Consider the following 17,618-nt stretch of genomic DNA (forward strand, 5'->3'; position numbering starts at 1 on the left):
GTAACTCCTTAATTAAGCTAAAAACGGGGGATGCAACAGTCAACCTCGTTCACTGTCAGAAAATAAAAAAGAAGGTGCTCTCACACCTTCTTTGACTTCATTAGTTATCGAACCAACACCACTCATACGGCTGTAAAGCCAATTGCTGTGGTTCACCCTGCGTATTGAATACAGTCACCTGCTGAGCTTGATTGGTGAAGTTCACTGCTGTGGCTTTGTTGGTCTCTGGATAAAAAGCGACATCTACATACGGGTTATTCGACAGCCATGCATGAGAAAGATCATCCTGCTGAATCAGCCACAACAGAATGTGTTGTAGCAAACGAGCGTTTTCCATACTAAATGGCAAGTTACCCAGATACACAGCTCGGCCAGCTCCGTATCCGCGCGCCGTTAACGCCAGATGTTGTCCTTGCGCTGCCAATACCGTCAAGTCATCCGCTTGTGGATACACATAGCTTGGGTTACCGAAGTCCTCGTCACCCTTAATGAACTGACTTAAGTAATGGTTTTCCGCGATTTGCAGTGGCATGGCGACGCGTCCCATCGTCAGAGAGGTTTCTTTCTCTAATCCAAATACATCGCCAAGCTGGAAATAACGGCCATTTTTCTGCCATGCAGAAGGGTCGGACACACCCAGTAAACCACCACCTTCGGCAACAAACTGACGCAACGCAACGATGACTTTAGGGTCATCCCAACACTCACCACCACTCCATGCTGAATTCGCATCACCCGTGTTGATGATGACTTTGATCTCAGAGTCGATGCCTTTTTCTGCAATGTCATCAAAGCTGATAAATTCAACGTCAAATGGCAGTCCAGATAAGCACTCAAGTATATTGTTACCTACCAGCTCCATCACATCAGGACGTGGCGGTACATAAAAACGCTGGTCTCGTGCCTGATTTTGCAGCCAGCTACGAGCAGCGCCCCATGCGCTCAATACCGCTACTTTTCCTGCCACTTTTTTCGATTCACTGCGTTGAGTGTAATCGAGATAATCACCGAACTGACGTGAAATTTCTGTAACATGGTCAATAAAGTGCGGGAACTGGTTCGCAAGTGACAAGTAGCCGCCATAGCCAATGCGATCTAACGGCTTTTGCAACATCGCACGGCGAATCTTGGTCCAGTTAGACATAGACTCAACCACAGGATCATTCCCCTCACGGAATACATCCGGGAAGAAGTAAGGGTAAAAACGCGCTTCGCGAATCTGATCACCGCCTGAATCGGTTAAACGACGCAGTGCTACGCCATCTTCTACCGCGCCGACATTGATATCGATACCAATCTTTTGATAACTCTCAAGGAACGGTTCCGTCCCAATCCAGTGGTCGCCCTGGAACATCGCCGTTTTTTTGCCTGCTTGATGAGCCATGTTAACGAGCTCTGCAGCAAACTCCACAACGAACTCTTGGACAAAGGTCATCCAGTCTTGATAGTGTTTCGATGGCACTTTATAAGTACCGTTGTAATAACCGGCATCGACGAAATCCTCTGGGGACAACTTATAGCCAAAACGTTTTTCAAAATCTTCTAACGCTCGCGGACTTACGGTTTCGCCATAACCAGTCCAATCTCGGTAAATGTCTTGGTTTTTTTCACCAGTATCGATGACAAATAAAAATGCAAACGTAGTGAATCGAACCACGGTGGTATTCGGATGCGTTTCTAACCAGTGCGCAAAATGGTTTAACAAATGTGCACGACATTCTGGATGATATGGGTCGAGACTCTTGATTCGAGGACCTTTCCAATCGTTGGTCAGCGCGTTATACATTGAGACGCTGTCCCAAACCTGGCGTGCCATAAAGGTAATGGTGTACTCGTGATAAGGGATCGCATCAAAGAGTTCAATACGCTGATGTTCCGCATCAAATTCCCACTTGTCAGTTGGAATCACTTCGTTCAAGGTGCGGTTTCTAACTTCCCACCAAAGCTTGGGATCGCTGTCGTCATCCAGCTCATATTTGTCTTTGCTGTAACCATTGAGCGGGTAAATCTCAACGCGATCACTCATCGCCGTCACAGGGAAAGACATCAGATATTTACGATGTAAGCACTCTGGATGCTGATTGGCGTATTCCTGATCGGCACGAACAAGGCACATCACCGAATAGATGTCACTGTCTTGCTCTGCTAATGAATCTGGCATGGTTGTACCATCGCTGTCGCGGAGTGCATCCGCTTGCCAACGCTGGTATAAATCCAGTACTACTTCTTCCTGCCCTTCTTCGACAGGCAGGGTCATATGACCTTTACGAGAGGCAACTTGGGTCATGATAGGCTCCAAAAAGTTGGGAGAGGCAGGGGGCTTTTTTCCCCCTGAATGGATAATCGAGTGCGCTTACCAGAAGAAGTTCTGATATCCGTTTGCGCGCATCAACGCTTCTAGATAGTAGTAATCGCCGTATGGCAACATGTTGTCGCACAGGCCAACTTTGACAAACGAAGCACCATGCGCAAGCAAACCAAGGGCAGATTCATCGCCCGTTAAATCACAACTATTCATCAGACCTTGTAGTAAGAAGTTACCCCAATCTCGGTACTGCTTCGCTTCTTGTGGGTCTTGAATACACTGCGAAATCAACAGTAACCCCGCTGCAGTAATCGCGCCTGCAGAACTATCTTTATACTGAATCTCTTCACTTGGTAGAGAGTAATCCCAAACTGGAACGCCATCGTCTGTGATTTGCTCTACTGCGTAGCGGGCTAGTTTCTTCGCTAGCGTTAGGAATTTCTCGTCTTGTGTATACAGATAAGTTTGGGCGAAACCATGAATGGCCCATGACTGTCCGCGAGCCCAACAGGAATCATCCGCGAAACCTTGGAACGTCTCACCTTTGATCGGCTGTTGTGTTACGGGATGGAAGTTAAATGAGTGATACGTTGAATAATCCTCACGCACAATATGCTTCGCTAAAGTCTCACTGTGTCGAGTTGCCGCTTGCGCATAAACCGGAGAACCTGTCACTTTTGACGCCCAAAATAGTAACGCCGTATTTTGCAGCGAATCGATAATCGATTTGCCTTGCGTAATTTCAGGGCCAAGAGGATGAGTGTCATTCCACGCAACAATGTAACCACCAATCTTTCTGAAACGATGAATCAGGTGATCTGCGGCACGAATTGCCATCATTTTGGACTCTTCATCGCCAGTCAATTTGTAATCGGCCACGCAACTTAAACTGTATTGGAAACCTAGGTCGTGATCTAACCAGAAGGGATCAAGCAGCATGTCGGCAAAATATTGTTTGCGCATCTTCGCACTGTTTTTAAACTGCTGATCGGCTGTCATTTGATAACAGAGCCATAATTCTCCTGTCCAAAAAGACGAGACCCAATCAAACTGGCCGCAGTAATCCCATTGGTGCTCAGCAGTACCTATTTTTGGATTACGCTCACCAATTTTAGGAATATTGCGCTTAATCGCTTCTACCACCGTAGATAGATGGTTCACCACTTTTTTTTCGTCCAGCGTACTTGGCAACGTACGCAAAGTTATCGTTTCACTCATGCCGAAAATCTCTTAAAACCTTTGTAATGCAAAGTTAGGGTTATACTTAATAATATTTCTATAATTTACAGTGCCATATCATCATAAACACATCGCCTCATCACTTTTAAAAACGGCATTTCATTTTTAACATGTAATTTCAATATAAAATGAATATCGGATTTTTATTGTGATGAATAGTTGAGCAATCCAACCGCTAAACTATCCTTGCTTGTAGTGAATGTCTGAGGCACTGCGTAAGCGTTCAGCCGCTTGCTCAGGCGTTAAGTCGCGCTGACTCTCGGCTAGCATTTCATATCCCACCATGAATTTTCGTACCGTGGCACTGCGCAGTAGAGGTGGTAAAAAGCTCGCATGAACTTGCCAATAAGCGTCTGGATTACCTCCGATAAACGGTGCGCCATGCCAGCCCATTGAGTAAGGGAAAGAGCACTGAAAAAGATTGTCGTACTTGGTGGTTAACAACTTAATGGTCTTAGAAAGATCAGCCTGGATCTCTTGAGTCATATCAGTCAGTCGACTTAGCTTAATTTTTGGCAACACCAAAGTTTCGAATGGCCAAGCCGCCCAGTAAGGAACCAATGCCACCCAATAATCACTTTCGACAACAATACGCTCGCCAGAAGCCACTTCACGCTGTACATAATCCAGTAGTAGAGGACTATGGTATCGAGCAAAATAGCGCTGCTGATGTTGGTCTTTTTTTGTGACTAAGGTCGGGACAAAGCTGTTTGCCCAAATTTGACCATGCGGATGAGGTTGCGAGCACCCCATGCTTTCACCCTTATTTTCAAACACCTGTACCCAAGGGTAACGCTGGCTAAGTTCTTTTGTCTGTTCCATCCAAGTGGTAATCACCTGTCCGATTTCTTCCAGACTCAATTCTGGTAAGGTGCGACTGTGATCCGGCGAGAAGCAGATCACACGGCTCTCCCCTTTTGCGCTATGAAGTTGAAAAAGAGGATCATCACTCACTAGTGAATCAGGGGTTTGCTCGGTAAGGGCAGCAAAGTCGTTCTTAAAAACGAAAGTGCCTCGGTAATCCGGATTCACATCACCACTGATTCGCGTATTTGTTGGACACAAAAAGCAGGTATCGTCATAACTTGGCTGACTTTCAATATTGAGTGTTTCTTGTTGTCCCTGCCACGGTCTTTTTGCGCGATGAGGCGACACCAACACCCACTCGCCAATAAGGGGATTAAAACGACGATGAGGATGCTCTGCAACATCAAATGATTGAGACATTATGTTTCCTTTAAGATTAAAATTGGTAACCATTTGGATTGCGCTGTTGCCAGTTCCAACTGTGCTCAACCATATCCATTAAATCGTGATTCGCTGTCCAACCAAGCTCTCGCTCAGCCTTATCCACTTGGGCAAAGCACTGAGCAATATCACCCGCTCTCCTTGGTTCAATGCGCACTGGCAACTCCCTACCCAGCACCTTATTCATCGCAGCCACCATATCTAATACGCTGACACCGTTACCCGTTCCTAGGTTATAGACATGCAATCCGCTGATGTGACCACGTACTTCCAGTGCTGCCACGTGGCCTTCTACCAAATCTTGCACATGAATGTAGTCACGTACGCCTGTACCATCCGTCGTTGGATAATCGTTACCGAAAATAGACAGGGTGTCTCGACGTCCAATCGCCACTTGGGTAATAAATGGCATTAGGTTATTGGGAATGCCTGTTGGGTCTTCTCCAATCAAACCACTAGGATGAGCACCGATAGGATTGAAATAACGTAACAGAGTGATACTCCAATCAGGATTGGCGGCTGAAAAGTCACTTAAGCAGCGTTCAACCATATGCTTACTGGTCCCATAAGGATTTGTCGTGGATCCAGTAGCAGCGGTTTCTGCAATAGGGACACTCAGAGGATCGCCATAAACTGTTGCTGACGAGCTAAAAATCAACCGATGAACCTTCGAGGCTCGCATCGCAGCGAGTAAATTTAGCGTGCCTACGACGTTGTTATCGTAATATTCAAGAGGTTTAGCCACCGATTCACCCACCGCTTTTAACCCGGCGAAATGCATCACGGCATCGATATCATGCTGCTCAAAAATGCAATCAAGCGCCTGGCGATCGCGAATGTCACCCTGATAAACAATTAACGGCTGTTCAATCAACTTTTCTATACGAACAACAACTCTAGGATTACTGTTACTGAAATTGTCGAGCACTATCGGTTGATGCCCTGCTTTGGCCAAAGCAACACAAGCATGGCTACCAATGTAACCACATCCCCCTGTCACTAATACGTTCATGAATTACCTCTTACAAATTAGGTTTAACAACGGCGTCAATCGTTCAGAAAAGTGCTCTTCCCGAACTGACGTTGAGCCGTTGAGTAGTGATCCTTTGACGTTGGCTTTAAAGCGACAGAAATGTACTGTGCGCCCGCTCGTCGAAACATAGTCATCAAGCATCTGCACACCAAGATGATCAATGAAGTTGACACCTCGCCCCAGAATAATCAGTTGCTTAGCACTGACCTTCTGTAGTTCCTGATGTATGTATTGAACACAGCCAAAGAAAATTGAACCATTAATGCGGATCACCGCGATATCTTCTTGTTCATCAATATTCAACACATCACGACTTAACAGCTCGATGACAGGACGAGAAGTTCTGCGTAGATAAAAGAAAAGAGAAGTCGCGACACCAACATAAATAGAAAACTCCAAGTGAAGAAAAAGAGCGGCGAAACAAGTCACAGTTAGAATCCACGTCTCTTTGCTGTCATGCTTTGCAATAACTTTAATGTGATGAACATCCACCAGGTTCCAAGCAACTACCAGCAATAGTCCTCCCATCCCAGCAACCGGTATATAGGAGGAGTAAGGAGCAAATAACACCATGATGAGTAACAGAAAGAGCCCTGCAAATACGGCCGCTAGTGGGGTTTGAGCACCGCTAGCGTAATTAACGCCACTACGAGTAAACGACCCGGAAGAGACATAACAGGAGAAAAAAGAACCAACAACGTTTGAAATGCCCTGTCCAATAAACTCTTGATTACTATCAAGTTGCTGGCGTGATTTCATCGCAACTGAGCGGCTAATGGAGATAGCTTCTACAAGTCCCAATACCGCTACAGCGATAATTCCACCGAGCATTGGATGAACATAGTTAAACCCAGTAAAAGGAGAAGAGAGTTTTAAATAGCTGCTGCTGACTTCTCTAACCATCAACACCTCGCTCCCAGCTTTATTCATCCAAAATGCGAAGAGCATTGCGGTCAAAGTTGCGAACAGCATATGAGGTAATTTGGGCCAAATGCGTTTACACACCACGCATACCACGATAGTGACTAGCCCCACTAGAAGCTCTTTACCATTTGCTGTGTTGAGGTGACTGAAGAGTAAAACTATGTTTTCAATTGCCGTTTCACCAGAGTCATAGTGCAAACCTAATACATGTTTTAACTGGCTGATACCAATAACAATAGCGGCTCCTGCGGTGAACCCAAGTACTACAGAATGGGAAACGAAATTTACCACGACACCAAAACGCAATAATCCGAAAAGTAGTTGGATAATCCCGGCACATAAAGTCAAGGTAAAACAGAGCTGAATATAAAGCGGCGTACCCGGCTCTGCAAATTGACTGATCGTGGTAAAAACAATCACAGATAACGCGGCGGTCGGCCCAGAGATCAAGTGATGTGAAGAGCCAAACAGCGATGCCAAAATAGCAGGAATAATTGCAGTGTATAAACCAAATTCAGGCGGCAAACCCGCAATCATGGCATAAGCAATACCTTGGGGTAGCACAATAATTGCGCCAGTAAATCCGGCCAGGATATCCGCTTTCAGCGATTGAAAGCTCAACTTTGATAACCACTTTAAAAACGGAAAAAGCAGCGACAATTGGCGATGTTCCACAGCGCTCATCACTATTCCTCTAACAACAGTCGATTGATGACGGGGAGATGACTACCACTCTTAACTTACGATGGAACTGGACGAGCACACCGAAAAGGAAACGCCTCCGTATCCCAAAATTGGTTTACACAAAAACATCGTTGTTCTGCTGCTTTAAAGTAGCTGAGACATTTTTAGAAGCGGACTTCTAATCACATTCAAGTACGGTTTTCGTGCTTTGACTAAACGTGCTTTCCTGTCTTTACCCACGACTTCATACATAAACAGAATGAATGAAAAAACTATAAACAATCAAAGTTCATTAATCAACATTAATGAAATTCCATTTCATTTTTATTGTAAATATAAACTTAATTATGTGATATGCGCTGTAAAACGTCGTTTCAAAAATTATTTTATTAAAATTTGAATGATAAAATTCAGATGTGTTCATTATTCACCCAATTTTGTGTAAATAATTTAATATAATAGCATTGAGAAACAAATTGAATATAAATCCATATTCAATTAATAGATTTTTCATATTAATCATTAAAAATGATACTTTATTAACAAAGGGGAAAACTCCATATTTAATTTTAATTAGTATTGGCCCTATATAAATAGTTACTAGTTAAAATAAGGTATAGATATACCCAAACAAACTCGAGATGCTAGGTTCAGCGAGAATGAGTTGGTTTACAGATGCGGCAACGATTTGAAGATCTAGTGGTTATAAATCAAAATTCGTTAACAAAGGCTTTGAGCTAATACAACTCACCCTTCAGGAGCGTGTCACTGAATCCTTAATTTTGAAGTCGTTTGGGTATATAAATCTTTTAAGAAATTTTAAATATTAAAGAGCCCGTTTGGGCTCTTTTTATTTGTACCAAAAGCAAACGATCGTCTCATTTTTTCTGTTAAAACCTACCAAGTTAATAATCACTAACATTTAAAAACATTATCTTAAATCAAACACTTTAAACTTTAGGTTTTATTGACAACAAAACAAAATTAATTTCATTTACAAGATGTTTATAGTAATAAGAACACCAACAACTTTATATTAACAACTTATTTTCATTCAAAAAATACCGATAAGAAACAAAGCACATAAAATTAAAGCAATACTTTTTTAAATTTGAACAGCGTCGAGAAATTTATTCATGAAATAATGTTTCATTTTAAATAATCACAAATATCAATAATATTCACATGGCAAATAAATTACTGTTAAAACAAAAATGGAATATATTGATATGCAACATAGAATCAATCTTTCTCTGCTCTCAACCGCTGTACTGGCTGCCCTTGCTTCTGGATCAGTTTTCGCTAATGACGTAGACCCTAACGACATTCTTAACCAAAGTGCGGCTGCTGTAGATCTAGCTTCCGAAGCCAAACAAGCGTTTTATGATGGTTCCACTTCTAGTCTACATTCATTTTTGTACATTCGTGACCGCGAACAAAAAGACATGACGACAGGAAAATGGTCACCAAACATTGAAAACCAAACCTTGCAACTTGCTTGGGATTACAAATCAGGCTACTTCAAAGACACGATCGGACTAGATCTCTGGGCTAATACCAACCTACAAGTAGGTAATACTACGGGTATGTCTGAGATCCTTTACTATGATCACGATTGTAAAAACAACCCGGCATACGATGATAATGGTTGTGAAAAATCTTATGCTGCACTGTCTGTTGCCGCGCTAAAAGCCAAATTTGGTAACGATGACATGGGCTTAGCCGTTCGTGGTGGCTACACACAAATCAACATTGGTACTATCCGCTCAAGCTGGGGATTAAACCCACACGCTTACCGTGGTATTGAGGCAAAAGCACACTTTGGTGACCTGATTTTAGGCTACGCGATTGCAGATCAATTCAAAAACGATTGGCGTAAAGAGTTCTTGCCAATGACAACGAAATGGCACCAGAACCAAACGAAAGATGCTGATTCCACGAATACCGTCATCGACAACATCCAAACCGTAGGCGCAATCTACAAGTTCGACCAAGGTCAAATCGATCTAGGCTATGGTATTGGTAAAGACTACCGCACAAACTGGCAGGCACTGGGTAAGTACAGCTTTGATATGGGCTCTGCAAACGTAGGCCTAAGCGCGTTCTACCACGGTTCGATCCTAGAAAAGAGCGATCTAACCGCAGGCGTTACGACAAACAAAGAAGAAGCTCAAAGCTACATCGGCCTTGGTGCCAACATCAAACACGGCGGCTTTACCTGGATTGCCGGTATTAGTAGCACAGATACTGGAGGCCAAGAGCTTAACTATAACTTCCGCCTTACCCCTTGGGCTAACTCGGATAACCGTAACTTCCAGCAAACCACTTCTGGCCTAGATGATTACAATACAGACGGTACAAGAGCTGTAAAACTGGCAGTAAACTACAACTTCGCAGACTGGGGACTTCCTGAGTTAACTGCAGGTGTTGGTGGCAACTATGGTACTAACGTTCGCTCAAGTGCTACAGAAAATGAATACGATGGTTCAATGCACTCTTTTGACTGGAACATCGGCTATAAATTCATGGATGGCGCTTTGGAAGGTCTGAATATTCGCACTTACCGCAGCAAATTCCGTGGAGACGACATCGTGCACAAAGCAGATCGTAACGACCTGAAAGTGCTGATTTCGTACAGCGTAAAACTAAAATAACCTTACTACTCATACCCTGTCTTTTGCCCGGCTTAACGCCGGGCCTTTTTTTATCTCAATTTAATATTAGTAGCGGAATTTCCAATCTAGGTATACTTAGTCGTTAGAAGGCCAATGTTTCAAACCATAAACTTGTGACGTTGCATAATCGGAAATCAGAAGTCTGTTCTCCAGTGAAACTATCACGTCTTTCTCCGCCCCCCATTATCGTCGATTTCATTGATTTCTTTTTGCAAGATCAGCTCATAAAGCCCCAATGCAGGACATACAGTCCGTGGACACTCTAACGTCACTCCTTCGATCCCCTGAGTAGTAATAATATCCTTCGTATCTTTTGACTTAACCAATAAAAACACACTGAAGAACAACTATCGGCAGCAGTAATGGCAGATGGTCGATAAAGTCGTTACCAGGAGCTATGAGACAGGATTTAACCTGTTATGGAAAAACAAAGCGAATGGAATGCGTAGATACAACGAACCAATATGGACTGCCACAAACAGCTAAAGCAACGATCGTTGTGTCTAGATTCGATCAGCAAAAAGGGAAGTTAATGAAAAACGTACAGTCCAACCCATGACTGGGCTTTATGGGGAAGCGTGAAAGTGAAGCGAGATAATTAAGCCTCCTGTCGGACAGGAGGCTTTTGTCGAAGAATAATCGTTAGGTCGCAATAGCAACCATCTACGATTTCTACCGGTATAAATGATGAATTATTTAACCTGAGATCAGGCTGTTTAGATTGGCATTATGCAATCTTTTTTGCTTCTAACTCTGGCGGTAACTCTGCAACCGGTACAGCAGCAATCAACTGTTTCGTATAGCTTTGTTGAGGGTTGAAGATGACTTGTTCCACGAACCCCTGTTCGACAATATGGCCATGCTGTAGCACCAACACGCGATCACAGAAATACTTAACCGTCGCAATGTCATGGGTAATTAAAATAAACGCGGTTCCGTAAGTGTTTTGAAATTCGATAAGTAGATCCAGAACTTGAGACCGAAGCGAAACATCAAGTGCAGCGGTTGCTTCGTCGGCAATGACGACTTTAGGAATCGTCACAAGTGCGCGAGCAATAACGATACGTTGGCGTTGCCCCCCCGAGAAAGCATGTGGATACCGGCTGGAAAACTCAGGTGGTAATCCAACCCACTTCATAATGTTGCGAACACGCTCTTCGCGCTGTTGTTTGTTCATCTCTGTACGCAACTTAATCAGCGGCTCTTCTATGATATCAAAGACGGTCATACGTGGGTTTAACGACGACCAAGGGTCCTGGAAAATCAAACGTAAATCGGCAAACAGAGGATCGCGTGTTTGGCGTTTGTAGTCGGAGAGTTCAATTTCACAATCAGTTGATTCATCGACGTATTTTATCGAACCCGTACTTGCTGGAGACATACCTAGAATTGCACGACCTAAGGTACTCTTACCAGAACCAGACTCACCCACAATACCCAAAGATTCACCAGGGAAAAGGGTTAAGCTGGCATTATCTACTGCCGTCATAAAACTCTTTTTCTGGAACATTTTCGAAGGCTTTTCAAAAATTTTGCTTACGCCACTGAGGTCTAAAATCGGACGTGGCGCATTGTCGACATCGAGTTTAAAGGGCACTTTAACCTTTGACGGCTTTTCTAACGAGCGAGTCGCTTCCATCAATTTACAGGTATATGGGTGCTGTGGATTTTCGAAGATCTGTCTGACTTCACCACACTCCACCAACACGCCTTTCTCCATTACCGCGACGCGGTCTGAGATTTGCGCTACCACACCTAAATCGTGAGTAATGAACAAAATCGCCATACCAAACTGTTGTTGCAACTCCGCGAACAGGTCGAGAATTTCCGCCTGTGTGGTTACGTCAAGTGCAGTCGTTGGCTCGTCAGCAATCAAAATGTCTGGATTTGACGCAATTGCCATCGCGATAACCACACGCTGGCGTTGGCCTCCTGACAGCTCGAACGAATATTTGTTAATCAGCGTTTCAGGCTCCGGCATCTGAACCTGATAAAGTAACTCTAATGCGCGGGCATGAGCGCCCTCTTTAGTGATGTTCGGGTCAACCAGACAAAGCACTTCTTTGATTTGGTCGCCGACTGTGTGAACCGGGCTCAGCGCTGCCATTGGCTCTTGTGAAACCAACGAGATGTTAAAGCAACGCATATAGCGCATCTCTCTACTACGCGGATCCATTTGGGCGATATCGATAATCTGCCCTTCTTCATTATGGTAAAGAATTTCACCTGAATCGATACGGCCCGGTTTGTCCAATAACTGCATAATCGCAGAAGAAGTCACCGATTTACCGGAACCCGACTCACCAATCACTGAGAGTGTTTCGCCGCGATAGAGATCAAAGCTTACACCTTTTACCGCGTGGAAATGTTCCGTACTGGTCGGGAAGCTCACATTAAGGTCTTTTACTTGTAAAATGCATTGTTTCATTATTATTTCGCTCCCTGATCATGATATGGGTCACACGCATCACGCAAACCATCACCAACAAAGTTCATTGCTAAGATAACTACTACTACCGCCACTGCAGGTATCAGTAGCCAAGATGCTTCTGCTAGCGCACGGATGTTTTGCGCTTCTTGAAGTAATACACCCCAACTCACCATCGGCGCTTGCAATCCAAGCCCCAGAAAACTCAGCGCAGTTTCACCCAAAATCATCGCCGGGATAGCCAGAGTCACAACTGCAATAATGTGGCTGAGGAAGTTAGGCACCATGTAACGGCGGATGATTTCAAAAGGACTGTTGCCATCTAGCCAAGCTGCAGCTACGTATTCTTCACTGCGCAGTGACATAAAGCGGCTGCGCACCACTCGAGCCATATCTGGCCAAGAGACTAAACCGAGGATAATGGTGATAAGGAAATACTTAGTCAGCGAACTCCACTCCGCAGGGAGCGACGCAGATAGCGCCATCCACAAAGGTAGTGTTGGAATCGACTTCATAAACTCGATACTACGTTGGATAAAGTTATCGATAGCGCCACCAAAGTAGCCAGAGATACCGCCAATCACAATGCCAAGAACAAAGGTGGTAAATACCCCCATCAAACCCACCGAAAGAGAAATTCGTGCGCCATAAATCAAGCGTGAAAGCATGTCACGACCCATTCTGTCTGAACCCAGAACAAAGAATGGTTGTTTAGGATCGTGCGGCACGATGAACTTACGATTCATTGGAATGAAACCGAGAAGGTGGTAGCGCTCGGTCTCACCAAAGAATGAGAAGTAAACTTTCTTGCTCTCATCTAAGGTGTAATGACGTTTCAAAGTGCGAGGATCTGTTTTGCTCTCGTAAAACTCAAGATGCGGAGCCCAACGCCAACCATCTTCCGTCGATTCAATCAAACTTACAACTTGAGGTGGTGCATAGGTGTAACGACGCCAGTTGTCACTCGGGTCAAATGGAGCGAAAAATTCAGCGAAAATCGCAATAATATACACCCACACCAAAAACCACATGCTGTACCAAGCCAACTTATGTTGACGCATTTTCAGGCCAATTAACTGCCATTGGGTCGCAGTCGTCAAATCGAGAGTTTGCTTTTTACGGCCCAATAAACGGCCAAATAGATTGATTGATTGCGTCGTCATGACTAAAACTCCTTCGCTACACCAACACGCACACGGGGATCAACCCAATAGAGCAGCAAGTCTGAAATTAAGGTACCAATAATGGTGAGAATAGACATAATGAGCAGGACATCACCCGCAACAAACATGTCTTGAGCCCGAAGTGCTGAAAGCATCAAAGGACCTAATGTGGGAATGTTCATTACTTGGCTCACGATAATATCGGCGCCAAGTAACGCAGGTAACATCCAGCCGATGGTAGAAACGATTGGCAGAATCGCAATGCGTACCGGATATTTCATGATCAATTTCGCTTCGGTTTGACCTTTAGCTCGCGCCGTTTTTACATAAGGTTTTTTCAACTCATCCAATAAGTTCGCGCGCATAATCCGAATAATGCCAGCTAATCCCGCAGTGCCAACCACCAAGATGTAAATCCAACTGCGTGATGCGGCATCAAGGAATTTTGCCCAAGACATTGGCTGGTCAAGGAACTCTTCAGAATAGAGTCCTGACACAACGGTATCGAAGCTGTAATAGCCAATCAGCAGAGCTAAAATGGCGATAACAAAGTTAGGCGTGGCCATACCGATGAAACCTAAAATAGTTGCCACGTAGTCGCCCCAAGAATATTGGCGGAGTGCTGAATACATACCGATAGGAATGGCGATCACAAACTGAAAAAGAAACACGGCAGCAGCCAGTGATACCGTAGGCCAGATGCGGGGTTCGATAGTTTCCCATACTGGCTGGTTGTTGGTGAGGGAGATACCTAGATCCCCAGTGAGTAACCCGCATATCCAGGCAAAGTAACGCTCAAGCAGTGGTTTATCCAAACCATACATCTCACGCAGGGTATAAATCATTTGTGGGTCAACCGTTTGTCCCATTGATTGTAACTCTGCAATTTTGGAAGAGGCAAAATCTCCCGGCGGCAAATCGATTACCGCAAAAATAACGATAGACACGGCCAATAATGTCACCAGTATCGACATCAATCGCTTACCTATAAACAGAAAAAAACTGCTCATTGTTGTTCCTTAATCCCAATCCTATTCGGAATATTTAATTTGGTTTATGAAGGCCGAAACCTCCGCTGTCAGGTGAAGAAAAATGGTGATTGGACCCCTCCAAGTGCAACCAATTTAATAACCAAACCCTACATTCATTTTTATTAGAACTTACAAGAATTTATTTTTAAAACGCATTTTCATTTTTTTGATAACAAGATCATCATTAAAGATTTGAAGCGTGATATGCGCCGAATTATTCGCATCGAAAATTTACTTTTAATTACCATTCACCCAACAGATAATTAAAACCATAGGGATAACACTTAACGACTTAAGGATTATCAGCGATGAAATCCAAGGTGAAATGAAATTGTGAAAAACGAGAATTCGAGAGCAATAAATCACACTAAAACAGTGTGTAATTCTCTAATTTTCATCTCCTCCACTTCCACGTAAGGCCTTTATTTCATGACCAAATTATTCACATAGTGGTTTGAATCGGTTGCGATTCTATTGTCTATACAGAGCCAGTTTTCGAAGCTGAATCTCATGAAGGGAGATATTTGAAAATAACGTTTGAGGCTCATTCAAAGATCGTTGTCACGAGCTTTTGAAAAGCTTCGAATAAGAGTTTGTGAGGAAAAAAGTGACGTAATGAATGAACAATTTTGTTCACGAACAGAGAGAACTCACGGTACTGAAGACAAAATACACAAGGAAAGTAAAAAGGCACAGTAAACACGGCAGCAACTCGTAAAAATTGAACTGAGAACGCTGAGGTCATATTAAAATAAAAAATCTATATTTCAATAATTTATATTTTAAAAAGTCAAATTACGAGTCAAATAAAGGCATTAAACTCGCTCAAATATATTATTTCTTTTCATAAAATAAGACTCGGCTGTCAAAGCCGAGTCTTATTTGATTTAGCCTGTCACGCTAATGACGATTTACTGCTGTTTCCACAACTGGCTCATACGCATTGGCCCAGGAGTAGGGAAAGTCCAGGATTGAGGCATATTTTCAGGTACGTTTTGCAGCTTATTATTAACCACGACACCCACAGGTAGTGATTCCACCGTACCAATCACATAGAAATGTTCTTTGGCAATATCAAGAATCTCATCCATGCATTTAGCCTGAGTTTCTTGAGATGAAGTATTTTGAATCTTCTGCCAAAGTTCCAATTGCTTCTTCACATGTGCAGGTGGTTCAACTGCAAACTCATTAGCTGGCTCAGTTGACCACAAGTAGTAACCTAGCCCCCAGGTAGATTCAGGGCTAAACGGCATGTAGTGACGAGCTTCATCGATAATACCAACACCACCATCACCAACGATTGGGATCATATCGAAATCATTCGTTAAACGAATGTTGGTCACGTGGTTGATTTCAAGAATACGGATATCCAGGAAAACACCGACCTCTTTCCACTGTTTTTTCACTAGCTCTAGTGAGTCCGCTAACACGCCTTTATCGTTGACCTTAGAAACCGCCTCAACACGAAGACGCTCACCATTTTTCATCAAACGGTAGCCTTCTTTGTCGCGCTTAGTCAGATCGAGGGAATCCAATATCTCATTTGCTTTGTCTAAATCAAATTCAGTGTACTGTGTCGCCATCTCCTCGTCGTAAAACGGTGAGATTTCAATTGGTGCCGCTTGATGAGGACCTACTGCACCAGAGAACACTGTTTCACTGATCTCTTCGCGATCGATCGCGTGAGAAAGCGCAATTCGGAAGTTTCTGTTTTGGAACAACTCACGTTTTACCGGATCTTTCACCGTCTGGTTCAGTGCAATTGCAAGCTCTGTGCTGCGTGTATTTGGACGGAACTCGTAGGTATAGCCACTGTTCTTCTCATTTTCGATCAACATTGGACGGTAGCTTGGCTGACCAATGTGACGGTGCTGGTAGTCTGCTTCGCCTGCCGCCGCACGTAAAACCATTTCCTCTTGGTCTTCACTAAAACGCCAGCGAACACTATCTAGATAAGGTAACTGGTTACCCTCGGTATCCACTTGCCAGTAATACGGGTTACGCTCGAATTCAGCAAAACTTGCATTTGGCCCTGGCGCGACTTTAACTTTCCACGCGGTTAACACTGGGCGATCAACGTTGCTGTAGTGCTCCATGAAGTAGTGAGCTTCACATTTAGTAGACGCGTACTGACGCCAAGAGTCGAAACCTGCTGCTTTTGCGACTTCTACCGCTTTAGGATTGAATTTAGGAATGAACTGTTCACAGTAGTGCTTTGGAAAGGCAGTAAAGCTTTCACTGTCCACTGTCGCTAAGCTACGGATAAACAAACCATTCGGCTTCGCTAAAGTAATTTTAACGGTGTATTGATCTAACACTTCTGCTTTTGCAGAGTCGTGAGTTGGCAGAGCCAGTGGGCGGTTACCTGCGTGTCCTGGATCACCAACAATGTCGTTGATGTAAAAGGCAATATCTTCAGCAGTGAAAGGAACACCGTCTGACCACTTAACACCTTTACGCAAAGTAATGGTGAATTCCGTATTCTCTTCATTCGAAGTAAAATTTGTGGCCAAGTTCGGCACAACTTTGGAGTAGTTAACATCGAAATTAAACAAGTTGTCGTAGGCAATAGTACGTGCGCGGTGGCCATTATCTACGACCTTACCAACAAGATTTAGTGTCCCACCATATTGGCCTACTGATTCAAATGGCTCTACAACCAAAGGATTTTCTGGCAAGCGCTCCGCCACAGGGGCAAGTATTCCTGCTTCAACCAACTCTTTTAGTTGTGGTGCTTCATTGTAAGTATCAGCCCACGTTGAAAAAGAAACAGAGGCTGCAACCGCGATAGCGACTTTGCCAAGTAGAGGTAAGCTATTTTTATAGTTCATCAGTCACTCCCTGATGTAATTAATAAAATTAAGGGTTAATTCTTAGTGCTTCGCGTA

General features: G+C 43.8%; 10 protein-coding genes. 1 reads left to right on the top strand and 9 read right to left on the bottom strand.

The window, feature by feature from the left end:
* Positions 1–100 precede the first annotated feature (100 nt).
* The 5 genes from gnpA to WJM94_RS08760 all read right to left on the bottom strand — a co-directional run bounded on the left by gnpA (position 101) and on the right by WJM94_RS08760 (position 7,433).
* Positions 101–2,287 carry a 1,3-beta-galactosyl-N-acetylhexosamine phosphorylase gene (gene gnpA, locus WJM94_RS08740; RefSeq protein ID WP_444493863.1) on the bottom strand — a complete coding sequence of 729 codons (2,187 nt, stop codon included), beginning with the start codon at positions 2,285–2,287 and terminating at the stop codon, positions 101–103.
* Between the two features lie 66 nt (positions 2,288–2,353).
* Positions 2,354–3,523 carry a glycoside hydrolase family 88 protein gene (locus tag WJM94_RS08745; protein WP_444493864.1) on the bottom strand — a complete coding sequence of 390 codons (1,170 nt, stop codon included), beginning with the start codon at positions 3,521–3,523 and terminating at the stop codon, positions 2,354–2,356.
* 201 nt (positions 3,524–3,724) lie between these two features.
* A complete protein-coding gene (locus WJM94_RS08750; protein ID WP_444493865.1) occupies positions 3,725–4,771 on the bottom strand; it encodes a UDP-glucose--hexose-1-phosphate uridylyltransferase in 1,047 nt (348 codons plus the stop codon).
* A 16-nt stretch (positions 4,772–4,787) separates the two neighbouring features.
* The gene (gene galE / locus WJM94_RS08755; protein WP_444493866.1) at positions 4,788–5,804 is read right to left on the bottom strand and encodes a UDP-glucose 4-epimerase GalE; all 1,017 of its coding nucleotides are present in this window, start codon (positions 5,802–5,804) and stop codon (positions 4,788–4,790) included.
* Between the two features lie 3 nt (positions 5,805–5,807).
* Positions 5,808–7,433, bottom strand: a complete 1,626-nt coding sequence (locus WJM94_RS08760) for a SulP family inorganic anion transporter (RefSeq protein WP_444493867.1) — start codon at positions 7,431–7,433, stop codon at positions 5,808–5,810.
* Positions 7,434–8,647: 1,214 nt separating this feature from the next.
* Between WJM94_RS08760 and WJM94_RS08765 the strand changes: the two genes are divergently transcribed.
* Entirely contained in the window at positions 8,648–10,087 is a 1,440-nt protein-coding gene (locus WJM94_RS08765) for an OprD family outer membrane porin (protein WP_444493868.1), read from the top strand.
* A 748-nt stretch (positions 10,088–10,835) separates the two neighbouring features.
* Here the strand turns inward: WJM94_RS08765 and WJM94_RS08770 are convergent.
* From WJM94_RS08770 to WJM94_RS08785, 4 genes are all read right to left on the bottom strand, one after another.
* Positions 10,836–12,536 (bottom strand): dipeptide ABC transporter ATP-binding protein, encoded by a 1,701-nt coding sequence (locus tag WJM94_RS08770; protein ID WP_444493869.1) that lies wholly within the window; start codon positions 12,534–12,536, stop codon positions 10,836–10,838.
* A 2-nt stretch (positions 12,537–12,538) separates the two neighbouring features.
* Positions 12,539–13,699: an ABC transporter permease gene (locus tag WJM94_RS08775; protein WP_444493870.1), complete on the bottom strand. Its 1,161-nt coding sequence runs from the start codon at positions 13,697–13,699 to the stop codon at positions 12,539–12,541.
* A 2-nt stretch (positions 13,700–13,701) separates the two neighbouring features.
* Positions 13,702–14,709: an ABC transporter permease gene (locus WJM94_RS08780; RefSeq protein ID WP_444493871.1), complete on the bottom strand. Its 1,008-nt coding sequence runs from the start codon at positions 14,707–14,709 to the stop codon at positions 13,702–13,704.
* Positions 14,710–15,641: 932 nt separating this feature from the next.
* Positions 15,642–17,561 carry an ABC transporter substrate-binding protein gene (locus WJM94_RS08785; RefSeq protein ID WP_444493872.1) on the bottom strand — a complete coding sequence of 640 codons (1,920 nt, stop codon included), beginning with the start codon at positions 17,559–17,561 and terminating at the stop codon, positions 15,642–15,644.
* Positions 17,562–17,618: the final 57 nt, after the last annotated feature.

It is taken from the genome of Vibrio sp. YIC-376 (genome assembly GCF_052353105.1).
Classification (GTDB): domain Bacteria; phylum Pseudomonadota; class Gammaproteobacteria; order Enterobacterales; family Vibrionaceae; genus Vibrio.